14 protein-coding genes are annotated in these 15,962 nt (G+C 54.1%); 8 read left to right on the top strand and 6 right to left on the bottom strand.

Annotated features, from left to right (window positions below; translation table 11 throughout):
- Position 1: 1 nt before the first annotated feature.
- The 3 genes from FFI61_RS11700 to FFI61_RS11690 all read left to right on the top strand — a co-directional run bounded on the left by FFI61_RS11700 (position 2) and on the right by FFI61_RS11690 (position 4,111).
- Positions 2-874, top strand: coding sequence for a carboxylate/amino acid/amine transporter (locus FFI61_RS11700; RefSeq protein WP_200370598.1), 873 nt, complete (start codon positions 2-4; stop codon positions 872-874).
- Positions 875-1,016: 142 nt separating this feature from the next.
- Positions 1,017-2,591 (top strand): PAS domain-containing methyl-accepting chemotaxis protein, encoded by a 1,575-nt coding sequence (locus tag FFI61_RS11695; protein WP_200370596.1) that lies wholly within the window; start codon positions 1,017-1,019, stop codon positions 2,589-2,591.
- 122 nt (positions 2,592-2,713) lie between these two features.
- Entirely contained in the window at positions 2,714-4,111 is a 1,398-nt protein-coding gene (locus tag FFI61_RS11690; protein WP_200370593.1) for a sodium-dependent transporter, read from the top strand.
- A 65-nt stretch (positions 4,112-4,176) separates the two neighbouring features.
- Here the strand turns inward: FFI61_RS11690 and FFI61_RS11685 are convergent, their stop codons facing one another.
- Positions 4,177-4,755, bottom strand: a complete 579-nt coding sequence (locus FFI61_RS11685; RefSeq protein ID WP_200370592.1) for a hypothetical protein — start codon at positions 4,753-4,755, stop codon at positions 4,177-4,179.
- Positions 4,756-5,048: 293 nt separating this feature from the next.
- On the opposite strand from FFI61_RS11685, the gene msrB reads away from it, so the two are divergent.
- Positions 5,049-6,221: a peptide-methionine (R)-S-oxide reductase MsrB gene (msrB, locus tag FFI61_RS11680; RefSeq protein ID WP_200370590.1), complete on the top strand. Its 1,173-nt coding sequence runs from the start codon at positions 5,049-5,051 to the stop codon at positions 6,219-6,221.
- Positions 6,222-6,246: 25 nt separating this feature from the next.
- Here the strand turns inward: msrB and FFI61_RS11675 are convergent, their stop codons facing one another.
- Together FFI61_RS11675 and FFI61_RS11670 are read right to left on the bottom strand one after the other, a co-directional pair.
- Positions 6,247-6,975 (bottom strand): 3'-5' exonuclease, encoded by a 729-nt coding sequence (locus FFI61_RS11675; RefSeq protein ID WP_200201440.1) that lies wholly within the window; start codon positions 6,973-6,975, stop codon positions 6,247-6,249.
- Entirely contained in the window at positions 6,968-8,854 is a 1,887-nt protein-coding gene (locus tag FFI61_RS11670) for a putative nucleotidyltransferase substrate binding domain-containing protein (RefSeq protein ID WP_200370586.1), read from the bottom strand. Before FFI61_RS11670 ends, FFI61_RS11675 begins: the two co-directional genes overlap by 8 nt.
- A 272-nt stretch (positions 8,855-9,126) precedes the next feature.
- Between FFI61_RS11670 and FFI61_RS11665 the strand changes: the two genes are divergently transcribed.
- Positions 9,127-10,245: a porin gene (locus FFI61_RS11665; protein WP_200370585.1), complete on the top strand. Its 1,119-nt coding sequence runs from the start codon at positions 9,127-9,129 to the stop codon at positions 10,243-10,245.
- 111 nt (positions 10,246-10,356) lie between these two features.
- Positions 10,357-10,872, top strand: a complete 516-nt coding sequence (gene cobU / locus FFI61_RS11660; RefSeq protein ID WP_200201437.1) for a bifunctional adenosylcobinamide kinase/adenosylcobinamide-phosphate guanylyltransferase — start codon at positions 10,357-10,359, stop codon at positions 10,870-10,872.
- On the opposite strand, the gene FFI61_RS11655 is transcribed toward cobU, so the two are convergent.
- Together FFI61_RS11655 and cobT are read right to left on the bottom strand one after the other, a co-directional pair.
- On the bottom strand, positions 10,853-11,476 hold the full coding sequence (locus tag FFI61_RS11655) for a histidine phosphatase family protein (protein WP_200201436.1): 624 nt from the start codon (positions 11,474-11,476) through the stop codon (positions 10,853-10,855). The genes cobU and FFI61_RS11655 overlap by 20 nt on opposite strands.
- Before the next feature lie 14 nt (positions 11,477-11,490).
- Positions 11,491-12,561, bottom strand: a complete 1,071-nt coding sequence (gene cobT, locus FFI61_RS11650; protein WP_200370578.1) for a nicotinate-nucleotide--dimethylbenzimidazole phosphoribosyltransferase — start codon at positions 12,559-12,561, stop codon at positions 11,491-11,493.
- Positions 12,562-12,719: 158 nt separating this feature from the next.
- On the opposite strand from cobT, the gene cbiB reads away from it, so the two are divergent.
- Both cbiB and cobD read left to right on the top strand, forming a co-directional pair.
- Complete coding sequence (cbiB, locus tag FFI61_RS11645) at positions 12,720-13,667, top strand: adenosylcobinamide-phosphate synthase CbiB (RefSeq protein WP_227714894.1); 948 nt, start codon at positions 12,720-12,722, stop codon at positions 13,665-13,667.
- Complete coding sequence (cobD, locus tag FFI61_RS11640; RefSeq protein WP_200370919.1) at positions 13,667-14,683, top strand: threonine-phosphate decarboxylase CobD; 1,017 nt, start codon at positions 13,667-13,669, stop codon at positions 14,681-14,683. The genes cbiB and cobD overlap by 1 nt, the downstream gene beginning before the upstream one ends.
- Before the next feature lie 30 nt (positions 14,684-14,713).
- On the opposite strand, the gene FFI61_RS11635 is transcribed toward cobD, so the two are convergent.
- Positions 14,714-15,928: a hypothetical protein gene (locus tag FFI61_RS11635; RefSeq protein ID WP_200370574.1), complete on the bottom strand. Its 1,215-nt coding sequence runs from the start codon at positions 15,926-15,928 to the stop codon at positions 14,714-14,716.
- Positions 15,929-15,962: the final 34 nt, after the last annotated feature.

Below are 15,962 nucleotides of genomic sequence, written 5' to 3'. Positions count from 1 at the left end.
TATGGGGCTCCTGGTTTTCGTAACGGTTCTCTGGGCTTTTTCCTTCAGCTTGATTGGTGAGTTTCTGGCCGGTCAGGTCGACAGCGATTTTGCTGTGCTCAGTCGCGTATTACTGGCCACGCTCATCTTTTTGCCCTTTACCCGCTGGCGTGGTGTTCCCGGGGGGCTCCGGCTAGGTGTTCTGGTTACAGGCATGTTGCAGTTTGGTATCACCTACCTGTGCCTTTACCGCTCATTCAGTTACCTGACCGTGCCGGAAGTTCTTCTGTTCACCATATTTACGCCGCTCTATGTCACCCTGATTGACGATGCACTATTCCGGCGATTTTCTCCCGTGGCGTTGGTTGCTGCAGCCATAGCAACATTTGGTGCGGGCATTATTCGTTATGACGGGTTGAGTGAAGACTTCATTACGGGCTTTCTGCTGCTGCAGGTTGCCAACTTCACATTTGCGGCGGGTCAGGTGGGCTACAAGCACGTGATGCAGCGCTATCCACTGGATATTCCGGCTTATCGCACTTTCGGTTACTTCTTTATAGGTGCGCTGATTATTGCCCTGCCGTCGTTCATGATATTTGGCAACGCCGAGCGTTTGCCTTCAACGGCCCTGCAATTGGGCGTTTTAACGTGGTTGGGCCTGGCGGCTTCCGGGGCCGGCCTGTTCCTGTGGAACCGTGGCGCCTGCAAAGTGGATGCAGGCACACTGGCCATCATGAATAACGTGCTGGTGCCTGCCGGGTTGGTGGTAAACCTTGTGATCTGGAACCGTGATGCCGATCTGACAAAACTCGCTTTGGGCGGCGCCATTATCGCATTTTCACTCTGGGTGAACGCTCGATTGCACCCCCGTGCGCGCCTGGCCGGGGCCGCATAACCAGTTAGATGCCGCCTCAGAAATGGGGCGGACTGAAAAATCCTGTTACTCAGCTTTACGTTTGATGAATATCAATAAGTTGAGCAGATCTATATTGTGTGGCACTTCCCATTCCCGCCCGCAATGAGTAACAGACCAGAACATGCGCAAGAACCTCCCCGTAACCCAGCGTGAAGTAAAGATGCGCAAGGGCGCCCGGCTTATTACTACCACTGATCTCAAAGGCGTTATCACCTACTGCAACGAAGAGTTTGCGGAGATAAGTGGTTTTTCCGAGGCTGAGCTGATTGGCCAGGCTCACAACATTATTCGCCACCCCGATATGCCGCAGGCCGTATTTGGCGACATGTGGAGATACCTCAAAGCGGGCAAGGCCTGGATGGGCCTGGTTAAAAACCGTACAAAGAACGGTGATTTCTATTGGGTGAGTGCCTATGTGACCCCAATCCGGGAGAACGGCCAGGTGAGGGGCTATGAGTCGGTGCGGGTAGAGCCGGCTCGTGAAGACGTAGCAAGGGCTGAGAAGCTCTACCCACGAATCGTTGCCGGCAAGCCCATCCGGCACAAGTTGAGCCGAGTCCAATCCACACTGAAAACAGCCTGGCCACTCATTTTATCGCTGGCACTGAGCGTTGTTGCTCTCGGGTTTGAGAAAACCTGGTTAGCAGTTGGGCTGATTGTAACGGGCCATCTTTTGGCTGCACTCCTGTTCCAGAAAGGCCTTACAGGCCGGCTTAGAAAGCTGTTGGAGCTTCGCCCGGATGCATTCCATGACCCTGTCGTCGCTCGTACCTACAGCGGTGAGGCTGGAACTTTCTCCCAGTTGGCCATGTTGCTGATTAGTGAAGAAGCCCGAGTGCGTACTGCTCTTGCAAGAATTGAAGATCAGGCAGAGCTGCTTTTCGAGCAAGCCCGGGCCTCCCATGGGTATATAAGTGATGGGGCCCTGGCCATTGGGCGCCAGCGTGCTGAAACAGATCAGGTAGCCTCTGCTATCACAGAAATGACGGCGTCCATTCAGGAAGTCACAAGCTCCATGTTGAGCAATGCCAACGAGGCGGAAGAAGCAGATCGCCTAGCGGTGATAGGCAGTGAGCGCAGCTCGGAAGCACTTGTGGCCATTCAGCAGCTGGTGACCAGTGTAAACGGGATTGGTCAGGCCATCAGCAGGCTTGGGGAATCCACCAAAAGCATAGGTGAGGCCACCAGCCTGATTTCAGACATTGCGGATCAAACTAACCTGTTGGCCCTGAATGCGGCCATTGAGGCAGCCCGTGCCGGAGAGCAGGGTCGTGGTTTTGCGGTTGTTGCGGATGAGGTCAGGTCGCTGGCCCGGCGCACGCGTGAGTCCACCGTACGCATTCAGGATGTAATAGATGATTTTCGCTTGCAGGTAGGCGCTGCAGTCCAGGCTACTCAGGATGGTGAGGCGGTTGCCGGCCAAGGCCTGGAAAAAGTGAGCGAAGCTGAGAACTCGCTGCGGGATATTGTTACATCCATAAGAAACATTTCTGGCAGTTTTATCAGCATGTCGGCAGCGTTTGAGGAGCAAAATCAGGTGTCTGAGGAAATTAATCGTCAGATTATCAACATTGCCGAGCTGGCAGACCACAGCGAAGAAGAGGCCAGTTCCGCCAAACAAAGCAGTGATAGCCTGAGCAATATGTCCCATGGGCTGAAAGATCTGGTTTCGCGTTTTCTCCACAAAGGCGATTAGGTGTTCCTGCAGGGAATCCGGGGCCAATCTGTTGCTGGCTCTGGTATCCCACGGCTACTGCTGGCAAAATTCCCACAATTTTTTCAAATCCGAGTCCTCAGCCAAAAGCACAGGAACTAAACATGTCTCAGTCTAACCCGGCTTCAACTAACGATTCCGGCGTATCCCGCGGCCTATGGTCTTCTCGCTTTGCCTTTATTCTTGCCGCAACCGGTTCCGCGGTTGGTCTTGGAAACGTGTGGAAGTTTCCTTACATCGTAGGTGAGAACGGGGGCGGTGCATTTGTGCTTGTTTACCTGTTGTGCATCGCCATTATCGGCGTGCCCATCATGATGGCTGAGATCTACATAGGCCGCAGCGGCCGCCATAACCCGATAGGCAGTATGCGGTTGGTTGCCGAGCGCAACCTGAGCTCACCTGCGTGGCGAATCTCAGCCGTTATCGGCATGATCGCCGCCTTTGTAATTTTGTCCTTTTATTCTGTTATTGGTGGTTGGGCCGCATCCTATATTGGCCATGCCGCAATGGGTGATTTTAACGGAGGCAACGCAGAGTCGATTGGTAAGCTTTTCGGTGATCTGCTGGCGAGCCCCAAGCAGTTGTTAGCCTGGCATACGGTGTTTATGGCACTGGTTATCCTGGTGGTGTCTCAAGGCCTTAAAAACGGGCTGGAGAGGGCGGTCAGCATACTCATGCCGGCGCTTTTCATACTGTTACTGATAACGGTTGGCTACGCGACTACCACAGGGCACTTCGGTGAAGCCGTCAGCTTCCTGTTCACCCCTGACTTTAAAGCTCTGACAGTAAACGGTGTGCTGATTGCTTTGGGCCATGCGTTCTTCACGCTCAGCCTGGGCATGGCCATCATGATGGCATACGGCTCGTACCTCGGGCGCGATGTGGCTGTCGGGCGCACCGCGGTAACCATCGGGCTGATGGATACTGCCGTGGCACTGCTTGCCGGCCTGGCCATTTTCCCGATTGTGTTTGCCAATGGCCTCGAAGCCGGTGCCGGCCCGGGCCTGATATTCCAGACCTTGCCGCTGGCATTTGGCAGCATGCCCATGGGCGATCTGTTCGGCACCCTGTTCTTCGTGCTGCTGCTATTTGCAGCCTGGACCTCGGGAATTTCTCTGCTGGAGCCAGTTGTTGAATGGGTAGAAGAGAACACCAACATGGAGCGCACCGGCAGTGCCATTTTTGTGGGCGTGCTGTGCTGGCTTCTGGGTATTGCCTCGGTCTTGTCGCTGAACGTTTGGGCAGATGTTGCGCCCCTTGATATGTTCGCACGCTTTGAAGGCAAAACGATTTTTGACCTGCTGGACTTCTTTACAGCCAACATCCTGCTGCCGCTGTCGGGCTTGCTGACGGCGATTTTTGTAGGCTGGTTTGTAGCTAAAGAGTCACTGAAAGCAGATCTGGGAATGAGCGACGGCACCTTTGCACTGTGGCTGAACTTCTTGCGTTTTGTTACGCCGGTGGCGGTTGTGATCGTGTTTGCATACAACTTGCTGGTGTAATTGCACCGGAAATAAAAAAGCCCGGAAGGCAGTAGTGCTTTCCGGGCTTTTTTTGTGGATATGGCTCAGTCTTCGTCGTCGTTCAATACGGCCTTCAATGCTTTCAGATGAGGCCTGATGGCTTCAATGTCGGCAGCAGGTACATTGTCTGCGGTTTTTGTCATGTTAATGGCGGCACCCATCATTGCCTGCATTTGTGCTTTTATTTCAGGTGACAGGTTCGGATCGCTTTCCATTTCTGCCATAACTTCGGCCATTTCCGAGGTGGCGTCAGCACTTTTCATTTCAACCGCCATCATTGCGGCGAAAACCCGGTCACCAACAGATGCCCAGGATGGAAGGTTTTTGAAGCCGTGCTTTTTAACCAGGCTTTCGTACTTGTCATAGGCGGGGCCGCCTTTCATTTTTTTCACGCCTTCAGAAAAAAGCCGTGACAGGTCAGGCATTGAGCCCATGTCTTCGTCGTCGGCGTCTGGCCAGCCCTCAGTGCCTTTATATTGATCCTCCAATATTTGAGCGTCCTGCATGGAAGCAATAAACGCACGAATTGTTGAGTCAGTCAGCTTCTCTGCCTGTGCAGAGAATGCCAGTATCGATAGTAGCAGTGTCAGCATACACTGACGGATGGTGTGACCCCTGAACATAGAACGCTCCTTATTCATAACGTTAAATTGCATGATTCCACCTTTCTTATTCGATGGATATACAACCTGAGTTCGAGCTTCAGATTAGACCATAGCTTTTATCTTGGCGACGGCCTCGCGTAAAGGGGGTTGCTAAGGCCAGAGGCAGATGTGGTTTTAATAAAACCGTGAACTTTTAGCGCAAGAGTCGCTCCATAATGGAGCACGCAAAAGAATCCACAGCGCTACAGGTTCGTATAAGTTCGTGAGCGTTTTTCAACGTATCTCTCAATAGTGAACCCAGGAGAGTTGTTATGAGCCGCAAAATGCTCGCAATAGTCACTGCACTGTTTATAGCCGCACCCGGTATCTACTATGCCGCCGCTGCCACGGCTGAGGAAAACACAGCCAGGACTAGTGAATATGCGCCGTCAAACCCCGATTTGAAGGTCGCTACCTTTGCCGGTGGCTGTTTTTGGTGCGTTGAGGCGGGTTATGAAAAGATCCCCGGCGTAGTAGAGGCTGTCTCAGGCTACGCAGGTGGAACTGAGCCTAACCCGACCTATCAACAGGTCGCCTCGGGTAGCACCGGGCACACAGAAGCGGTGCAGGTTTACTACGATCCGAATGAAATAACCTACGAAGGTTTGCTGCAAGGCCTTTGGCGGATAATGGACCCGACAGATGCCAACGGCCAGTTTGTGGACCGTGGGCAACAGTATCGCCCGGCGATTTTCTACCATAATGCCCAACAGAAGAAGCTGGCAGAAGCGGCTAAAAAGGCACTGCAGGCCTCCGGTATTTATGAAAAGCCGGTGGTCATTGAAATTACGCCATTCGATACGTTTTACGATGCTGAGAAGTACCACCAGGATTATTACAAAACGAATCCTGTGCGCTATAAGTTCTACACCTACAACTCGGGCCGTTATCAGTTTATTGAGAGCGTGTATGGCGATGACTATGAACTGGACTTCAGCCAGTTCAAGCCGGACGACAAGGCAATGAGTCGCTCGGGTGAGAATAAAGGCTTTGATCCGGCGACCTTTGTGAAGCCGGATGCCGAAACGCTGAAGCAATTGCTGACCAGCACGCAGTATGAAATAACCCAGAATGACGGTACCGAGCGTGCGTTCAGCAACCCCTACTGGGATAACAAGCAGCCCGGAATATACGTGGATGTGGTCTCAGGTGAGCCGTTGTTTTCTTCCCGGGACAAATACAAGTCCGGAACCGGTTGGCCGAGCTTTACCCGCCCACTGAGCTCGGACGCGGTTGTGGAAAAGGAAGACAACGGGTTCTTCATGAAACGTACCGAGATTCGCAGCCGGTTTGCCGACTCGCATCTTGGGCATGTGTTCAATGATGGCCCTGCACCTACCGGCTTGCGCTACTGCATGAACTCAGCAGCGATGAAGTTTATTCCGCTGGAGGAAATGGCCGCGGCAGGCTATGGCGACTGGATTGCTGAAGTGAAGGCGCAGTAATAGTACCGAAAGCTCTTTGATCGGTTTACAGCCATAAATTGCCAATAGGTGTTTCCAGGCTGAAGTGATGTTGTATCTGAGCTTGCAGCAATTCCGCAGTGGCAATGGCATCCACCAGAGCGTTATGGGCGGCATAGTGAGGTAGCCCGTAACGCTTTCTGCTATCTCCAAGACGTATAGATGTTGGTTTTTCCCCCACCAGACGTTTAAAGAAAGAAGGTTGTCGGTCTGGGTGCAGATGCGCCTCTATGGCCATTGTGTCGATAAGAGGAAAACGAATTCCTTCATCAAGGCGGTACTGTAAGGCCACGTTCAGGAAAGGCCGCTCGATATGCCTGAAGTGTACGACCGGAATACGGCCGTTCAGGCTGGCAAATACCTCCTCAAGTATTTCTGACAGATCTGGCGCATCGCTGATATCAGCGTGGGTGATGCCATGGAAAGTCACTGATGTCTGGTGCAGTGGCAGTCTTGGGCGGACAATCCAGTGTTTTGCCTGGTTAAGCAGAATGGCATCCAGTGTAAATGGCACCAGCCCGATACTGACGATTGAGTGAGCTTCTGAATCCAGGCCTGTTGTCTCAAAGTCCAGCGCTACCATGGGAACCTCGGAGATGGGCGTGTCCTCAGAAACGCAGCCGGCTTCATAGAATGCCTTCAGCACGGGCGCTTTGGCACTTTCCGATAGAGCCCGGTATTGCTCGGGCCATGGCAGGGATTTAACGGCATCTGGCACAGGTTGGTTTTCAGACATGCCGGGTGGCCTGCGAGTTATAGCGGAACCGCAGAAACTTCTGGGCGTTGCTCACAACCTGAAACGCATCCTTGAGATGGCTGCGTTCGAATGGCGACAAGTCTTCCGGCCGCACGTTGTTGTCTGGCTCTTCCCCTGCCTCAAGCGCCAGCGCCTGGTGGCGAATACGCACAATAGAAATGAACTCCAGTGCATCCCGCAAGTTGCTCAGATCGTCTTCCATAATCAGTTTGGTTTTACCGATGCTTTTCAGTCTCTCGAAAGAGTTCTGGGCCCGCGAACCGGAAGCCAGTGCGTGAATACGGATCAGGTCAGACAGCGGTGCGGTACCCCGGCGTTTAAGGTTGAAGGTTTTCTGATGCTTTCCGTCTTCCTCAAGTACAAAGGTGCGGAAAAAGCCAAGTGGCGGCGTTCGGTTCAGAGCGTTACGCGCCATAAGTGTCAGGAATAGCTGGCTTTTGCTGGCCTTTTCCGCGACCAGCGCTTTTAGTTCTTCGGCATATTCTGTGCGGCCGTGTATGCCATCCAGATCAAAAAAGATATTGCTGTTCAGAAGGGCCTGCGCCTTGGGGTTTTCTATCCAGTCGGTAAAGTAGTCGCGCCACACCCTTAATGGCTGGCGCCATTTCGGGTTGGTCGCCATTATGTCGCCGGTGCAGTAGGTGTAGCCGCACTCAGCCAGCCCATCGGACACAAATTTTGCCAGTGCGAGAAAGTACTCGTCGTGTTCTTCCGGCACAAAACTGTTGTCCAGGATCATGGCGTTGTCCTGGTCTGTCACCACCAGTTGCTCGTCCCGGGCCATGGAACCCAGCGCCATGAAGCAGTATGGAACCGGTGGCGGCCCAAGTTTTTCTTCCCCCAGTTCCAGCAGTCGTTGCGTGAAGCTGCGACCAATGCCTGCCATGGCACTGCCAATCATGTGGGAGTTGGCATCTTCATTCACCATGCGCACAAAGCTGTCGCGTACATCCCGGCTGATTTTTTTCAGGGCTTTCACATCCTGCTGGTGGAAAATATTGCTCACCAGATACAGGCTGCTTTGGCTTTCGTACCTCACGATGTCCGCAAGAGCGATCACGCCCCGAACTTCATCTCCGTCTATGACTGGCAGATGGTGCACATTGTTATGCAGCATGGTGAGCATGGCTTCAAACACATAGCTGCTGGCCCGAATGGTTATCAGGCCAGTGGTCATGATGTCGCTGACCGGTGTTTCGGAAGGAAGTGCTTCAGTGACCGCCCGGGTGCGCAGATCCCGGTCGGTGATAATGCCCACCAGACGCTCACTGTCGCAGGTGGCACCGCACTCTTCGTCCATCAGCAACAGAGCCGACACGCCCTGATCGGTCATGATTCGCGCAGCTTCCTGGAGCCGCACAGTGGTGGGTGCAGAGACGGTTTCCCTGGAAATAAGCCGGTTAACGCGGGAGGTCATCAGAGCGTTGGACTTTTCCCGGCGGGACACGGCCGAGCGCAAACGGCTGCGGTCTTCAATCTCCACAAAGTCTGCAAAGTTTTCGTCGTTTTCAAACAAGTGGTGAAACGTTTCGGCAGGAACGCGATAGAGCAGGCTATCTTCCAGTGCCCGGGCAGGAAATCTCACCTGGCCACGCATCAACAAACCAAACTGGCCAAAAATTTCGCCCTCACCTATGCGGTTATAGAGCTCGCCCGAGCGGCGGAAGATTTCCACTGCGCCGCTGCGCACATAATACATACGGGTGCTGGTTTGCCCGGTTTCCGTTATCTGGGTTCCCGCCCGCACATAACTGATCTCAATGTTGGCAGTAAGCTCGTTAACCAGTTCCTCAGGCATTTCATCAAATGGCGCATGCTGGATGAGGTGGTTACGGATGTCGATCAGTTCAGCCTGCATGCTGTCTCCCGGATGGAATTTGATAACGTTTGGGCAAAACTATAGCAGAAGCCGCCGGCTGCCGCGGTGGAGCTTGGGCCGAAAGGCTATATCAGCGTTCTCCAACTTCGCAGCGGACATGGAGATTTTGCTAGGTGTTTGTCCCTAGCCGGCATCATTAAGCCGCATCAACTTGATAAGGATCAATCTGCATTTGCTTGGCCTGACTATGGTTAGCCTACTACCGGTTATGAAGCGTGTAATTCCAAGCAACTGAAATGCAGGAGATTTAAATGAAGCAGCAGCGCAAACTTTATCTGGCTATCGCTTTGATCAGTGGCGGTATGGCCGCCGCCTCGGCTTCCGCAAAAACCGTAGAAGTGCCCGATCTCGATATTGATACCTACGGCTGGGTGAACATGGCGGTGATGTATGGCGACACTGGCAACGGTTCTGAAACCTACATTGTGGACAACAAATACGCCTCCAGCCGTTTCGGCGCGAAAATCAGCAAAGAGCTGGATGATCTTGGTGTGCGAGTTGGCACCCATCTGGAGTTTGAGTATGAGCACAACGATTCAAGTAAAGTCACGCCGGACAACCGCTCGATAGGCGGTGAGCTGGAAGAGCGCCACCTTAACCTGTTTGTTGCGGGAGGTTTTGGTCAGGTTTCTATTGGGCAGGGCTCTGGTGCTGCTGATGGCAACACCGAAATTGATCTCTCTGGTACCAAGGTGGCGGCATTCTCTAACCTTGGGCTGGTAGGTGGTTCGCTGCCGTTTGTGGCAAAAGATGGCTCTGGTAACGACGTAAAACTGCTTCAGGCTCTGAACAACCAGGATTTTGAAGCACGCTACGACCGCGTGCGTTATGACAGCCCCCGTATTGGCCCTGTAACTGTTTCAGTGAGCCAGGGTTACAAGCAAAAAAGTGGCGGCACCGGCAGTGATGATGTAACCGAGCTGGCAGCTACCCTGACCTTGCCATTGGCGGGCAAGCTGGTTGCGGGTGTTGGCTATTCCCGCAAGGACGTTGGCGGTGCAGTCGATAAACTGGAAACCTATGGTGGGTCCGCTTCCTGGCTGCACACCAGTGGCTTCAACCTTGGTGGCGTCTATTCCATGCAGGAGGATAAAACACGAACCTCCTCGGACTTCTATATGGTGAAAACCGGCTACAAAACCGGCAACCACTCGGTAGCGATTCACCATGCGATCGGTGAAGACCGCACTGAGTATACGCCAGCTCCTGTAACCGATAGCGAAGTTAAAGCCTACGGCATCAGTTATGTCTATGCGCCAGCGAAATGGCTGGATGTGTACGCTTCGTTCAATAACTATCAGTTGAGTGCAAAAGAGCGTAGCTACGATGACATCAATATTGCTATGACCGGTGCCCGCGTGAAGTTCTAATCTGCCTTTGGAAATAAGTTCTCTCCAACCCTTGCCCCGTTCGCGGGGCTTTTTGCTTTTCGGTCGGTTGGCCAGTTAGCATGCACTCCTGATTCCCGGAGGCAGAATTGCATGCACACTTTGGTTCTTGGCGGTATCCGTTCCGGTAAAACCGCGCTTGCGGAGCGGTTGGCTTCGGGCACAAACAATTCAGTGGTGTACCTGGCAACCGCAACCGCCGGAGACGACGAGATGCGCACGCGCATTCAGCGCCATCAACAGCAGCGCCCGGATGGTTGGGGGCTTGAGGAAGAGACGCTGGCTCTGGCCCAAGTGCTTGCCCGCCAGGGGAAAACCACGCATGCGCCGTGCATACTGATTGATTGCATGAGCTTGTGGGTGAGCAACCTGTTGCACGCAGGAGAAGAAATCTTTGACCGGGAACGGGAAGCGTTTTTAAATCAGGTAAGCCTTTATCCCGGCGAGCTTGTGATAGTCAGCAATGAGGTAGGGCTGGGTACGATCGGAATGGACCCACTCACCCGGCGTTTTGCGGATGAGCTGGGTTGGCTGAATCAGGCGTTGGCCGCAGTGAGCGACAAAGTGGTGATGAGCGTCGCCGGGCTGCCTATGGTGTTGAAGCCTTGAATGATCCGTGGGCTACAAGGCTTTGGAAAAGCCCGTGGGCCGAGGTGTCTACCTGTATTCTGCTGCGGCAGGCATAGGGCGTGGCCACGCTGGAGAACGAATGCTCCAGAGGGATGTTCATTACATCTGCAACAACCATTCGTATCACGCCACCATGGCAAACGATCAGGACCTTTTGGCCCGCAAGTTCTTCCCGCCAATGGTGCCAGCTTTCAGTAACGCGGCGATTGAAGTCCTTGGCTGTTTCACCACCGGGAGGCGTGTGGGCAACCGGATTCGCCCAGAACTGGCTTAGCCTCTCGCCATCGTTGGCCATTACCTCATCGGCCGTGCGCCCTTCCCATTCCCCGAAGTTGATCTCCCGCAAGCGCTCGTCCTTGTGCAGGGGAATCCCGCGGGTATCCGCCAACTCCTGAGCGAAGTGTACGCAACGCAGCATGGGCGACGTAACTATGGCATCCCAGCGGTCGCTTTCAGTAACCGCGCTTCGCATCTGCTGCCACCCCATCTCGCTTAGCGGGTCGTCTTTGCTGCCGCGATACATGGGGCCGCCTTCCGGCTCGCCGTGGCGAATAAGGTCAAACATGGATGTGCTATCAGCCATGATGCCAATCCTCTTTATTCCTGGTCTCTATTGCTAACGCCAGCGTCTTCAAAGCTGGCCATTTTGTTGTGTAGCTCACAGGCCATTCTCAGTAGCGGAATCGCTACAGCTGCGCCGCTGCCCTCACCAAGACGCATGCCAAGATCCAGCAGGGGTTCGGCATCCAGTGCCTCAAGAATGGCTTCGTGGCCCGGCTCAGCAGAGCGGTGTGCAAACAGTAGCCATGGGCGTATGTCTGGTTGCTGGCTTACCGCAAGCAAAGCTGCAACAGAAGCAATATAGCCGTCGACCAGCACCGGAATGGATCGTGCTGCGCAGCCAGCAAAAGCGCCAGCCAGAGCGGCAATTTCAAAGCCGCCAAAGGCCTTGAGCACGGCAATGGCATCCTCGCCATCGTCGTCGTTATCGTGGCGCTGAATGGCCAGAATGATGACTTCCGCTTTGTGGCGCACGCCCGCCACATCCAGACCCGTACCGGGCCCGGTCAGTTTCATGGGATTTTTGCTCATGAGTGAGCTGGCCAGAGCCGTGGCGGAAGTGGTGTTGCCTATACCCATTTCGCCGCCAATGAATAACTGGCTGCCCTTGTCTGCAGCACGCTGGGCTGCGGCATCGCCGTGGCTCAGCGCGGCGCATAGCTGCTCCGTCGTCATGGCATCGGCTTCTGAAAAATTACGGGTGCAGGGTGCGATGTGAGCATCGATAACACCGGGTAAGTTGGGTGGAACATCCGCAACCGTTCCCAGGTTAACAACTTCCAGTTCCGCCCCAAGGGATTTGGCCAGCACGCTTATGGCCGCGCCGCCATTGGCGAAGTTGGCAATCATTTGAGCCGTAACCGCCTGGGGATAGGCTGAAACGCCCTCTTCACAAATACCGTGATCACCCACAAAAACGCTGATCTGAACACGATCAACTGCTGGCGTAACTGTGCCCTGCAGACCGGCTAGCTGAACCGCCACGTTTTCAAGCCGGCCCAGCGAGCCGGCCGGCTTGGTCAGAACGCTTTGGCGTTGTGCGGCTCGTTCAAATAACAGTGCATCGGGTTGCTGGGGAGGGGTAGTCCAACTGCTGGGAAACGACATTTCACATACCTTCAGACATCAATAGATCGCAATGCCAGGAGCTATTGCGGTGATCAGGGCTTGGGTTCAATAGAGTATGGAGCGGGATCATACTCCGACTGGCTGTAATGAGGTAGGCTTGACGCTTTCATCGACTGACCGGCTCGGGATCACCAGTGTTGCTATTCGCTCCTTTGATTGTTCTTGTGCTTGCTCTCGCCCTTGATTGTCTGTTCGGTGAGCCCCGCCGCTTTCACCCTGTGGTCGGGTTCGGGCAATTGGTAAATGCAGCTGAAAAGCAATTTAACACCGCACCGAATAATTCCAGGCTAAGTCTATTGGCTGGTTTGTTTTCCGTGTTTTTGCTCACAGCGCCGTTTTTGGGCCTGGCGATCTGGGCGTCTGCCACTCTTGATGGCTGGCCGTTGGTGTTGATTCAATCGATTGTCCTTTGGCTCGCCCTATCTCTTCGCGGATTGGCTGAGCATGGCAAAGCAGTGGCAGAGCCATTGCGGGCCGGCGATCTTGATACAGCTCGTGAGCAAGTCAGCCGTATTGTCAGCCGCAAGGCGAGTGCGCTGGACGAAAAAGGTGTGGCTGCAGCGGCAACTGAGTCCATGTTGGAGAATGGGGCCGATGCGGTGTTTGCCAGTTTGTTCTGGTTCCTGGTTGCAGGCATTCCGGGTGTGGTGCTGCACCGAATGGTGAATACCCTGGATGCCATGTGGGGCTATCGCAACCCACGGTTTCTGTATTTTGGCCGAGTGGCAGCCCGGCTGGATGACCTTATGGGCTGGGTGCCGGCCCGCCTGACAGCGCTTACCTACATGCTGCTGGGCCATCGCAAACTGGCCTGGTGGTGCTGGAGAAATCAGGCGCCACAATGGGATAGCCCCAATGCCGGCCCTGTGATGGCGGCGGGTGCCGGCGCACTGAATGTTCGGCTTGGTGGGCCCTCACCCTATCCTTCCGGCGTCAAGCAGCGCCCGGTGCTGGGTGGTGCTCATGATGCGAGCTCCGCCAGTGTGGACGCTGCGATCGCATTGGTGCGGCGCGGTGTCTGGCTATGGCTTGTGGCGGTTCTGGTGACCACAGTGTTTATATTTTTGGCGTTGCATTCATCATGATGCTGGAACATGGAGGGCGCTTGAACCAAGCGGCAGAACGCTGGGGAATCCCTCGGTCGGAATGGCTTGATCTGTCTACCGGCATTAACCCCAATGGCTGGCCAGTGCCTGAGATACCGGCAGAGCTTTGGCAAAGGCTGCCCGAAGCCGATGATGGGCTTGAAGAAGTTATTCGCAAGTGGTCAGGAACGCCCGCGGAAGCGGCCTGTGTGCCTGTGCCGGGTAGCCAGGCGGCGATTATGGCGCTGCCGAAATTACGCAAACCCTGCCGTGTGGGTATACCCGTGCCGGGCTATCGCGAACATGGCCACAACTGGCGGCAGGCGGGCCATACAATTGTGCCTATAGCACCTGAGCAAACGAGTGGTGGAGCGACAGGCTGTGATGACCGGTGGCTGGACCGGCTGGATGTGCTGATATGGATCAACCCCAATAATCCTACTGGAGAAATTATCCCGCCCTCTACATTGCTGCGCTGGCACAAATGCCTGCAAAAGCGGGGTGGTTGGCTGGTTGTTGACGAAGCCTTTATGGATGCTACGCCGGCATTCAGTTTGTGCCCGCATGCCGGGCGGCCGGGTTTGATTGTTCTGCGTTCGTTGGGGAAGTTTTTTGGTTTGGCAGGAGTTAGGGCCGGAGCGGTGCTTTCGGATACTGTAGTTGCGGAGGCTTTAAAAAGTACGCTTGGCCCTTGGGTGCTTGGTGGGCCGGCTCGTTATGTGATGCAACGGTCACTTGAGGATCACAACTGGCAGCTGAGCGCCTTACATGGATTGCGTGGTGACTCTGACAGGCTGAGAGTGTTGCTTCAAAACAGCGGGTTTTCGGTGCTAGGCGGTAGCCCTTTGTTTCAGACCATAAGGGTCGACCAAGCTTGCGCCCTGGCAGAGATTTTTGCCCGTAGCGGCGTGCTGATTCGTTGTTTTGCTCAGCCAGAGATGCTGAGATTTGGACTGCCGGGTTGCAGTCGGGATTGGGAACGCTTGGCAGTGGTGATACAGGCAGCGGCGCATTAAGCCACCACTGCCTGCAGGTTTCACTACGTTTTATGGTGTGGCTGCTACTTCTGTATCAATGCCTGTTTCGATGAACGCAACGGCAATTGGTAATAGCTGTGTTTCTACAAAATCGATCTGCTGATCGGTGGTCGTATCGAAGATGCGGACCCCTTGGGCACTTGTGTTGGCGTCACCCAGCCATAAGGTGCCTTCAGGGCTCAGATCTAATGTTCTGAAATCCCCGCCGGTGAGGTTGGCTACCGTCTCAAGGCTGCTAATGCCGACAGATGGGTCGAAACGCTGCAGAGTAGTATTCTGCCAGCCTGCGTAATTGAGAATATAGCCTTGAGTTGGGCTTACAAACACGGCGTTATTGATCTGTGTGGCAATCTCTTCGTCTGCGATCATGGAGCCAACTGTAAAAGTATCGGGGTCAACAACATCCAGACTGGTGCCGCCAAATGGAGCGCCGAACTCACCGCGATTTACAACCACAAGGCCAAGTCCGTCAACATGTTGGGTACGAGTTGGATTTCTGCCTTGAAGCGGAATGCCTTTCAGTCCGCCTGTTGTTCCCGGGCGGGTATTGATTTCGGTGTCGGTTACTGTGTCGAAGACCGCGACATAAGCTGTGTTTGTCGGCTGATAATCACTACCCAGGCGTTCAAGAGTAATAAAGAGCTTGTTTCCAACAATCACCCCGGAGGACATGTTCGGGGCGCCGGTTGTGTTTTGGGGTATGTAAGCAGACAAATCCAGTTCACCGGTATAGAACTCTGACTCATTGGCGGCTGATGGGTTTACGATCCACGCGGTGCTTGCGCCATAGCGGATGAGATACGCTTTTTGCTCATTAACAAAGACCAGCTGATAAGGGTTTGATGAGCCGGTAGCGCCTTGTGCCAGTGTGGAGTAGTCCCACGTAGCGATGGCCGGATCTTTGATATTGACCTTCTTGATGGTATCAATGAAGAATTTGCCAATCAGGTAGTAGTTTTCACCGTAGGCATTGACTGTAATATCAGACGGCCCTGAAAAATAACCACCTGAAGCCTTTATATCGTCTTTGCCCAGTTCAGCCAGCTCGACTTCGCCAGACAGGTAATCGCTCGACGCAGTCGCGATTGCGGCAACGTACTTTGTATTTTCATCGATCTCGATGTTGCCACTGTTGCTTGAACTTCCGCCACAGGCGGTAAGTGTGGCAGACAAAGCAAGCACGAAGGGTAGAGCAAATCTACGGAAGTGCAGTTCAGTTTTCATGATACGTTCCTTGGTTTCTGTTTCTTTGGTTTCT

This window comes from Marinobacter sp. DY40_1A1 (assembly GCF_016597815.1).
Classification (GTDB): Bacteria; Pseudomonadota; Gammaproteobacteria; order Pseudomonadales; family Oleiphilaceae; genus Marinobacter; species Marinobacter xiaoshiensis.
This window is presented reverse-complemented; position numbering and strand designations above follow the sequence as displayed.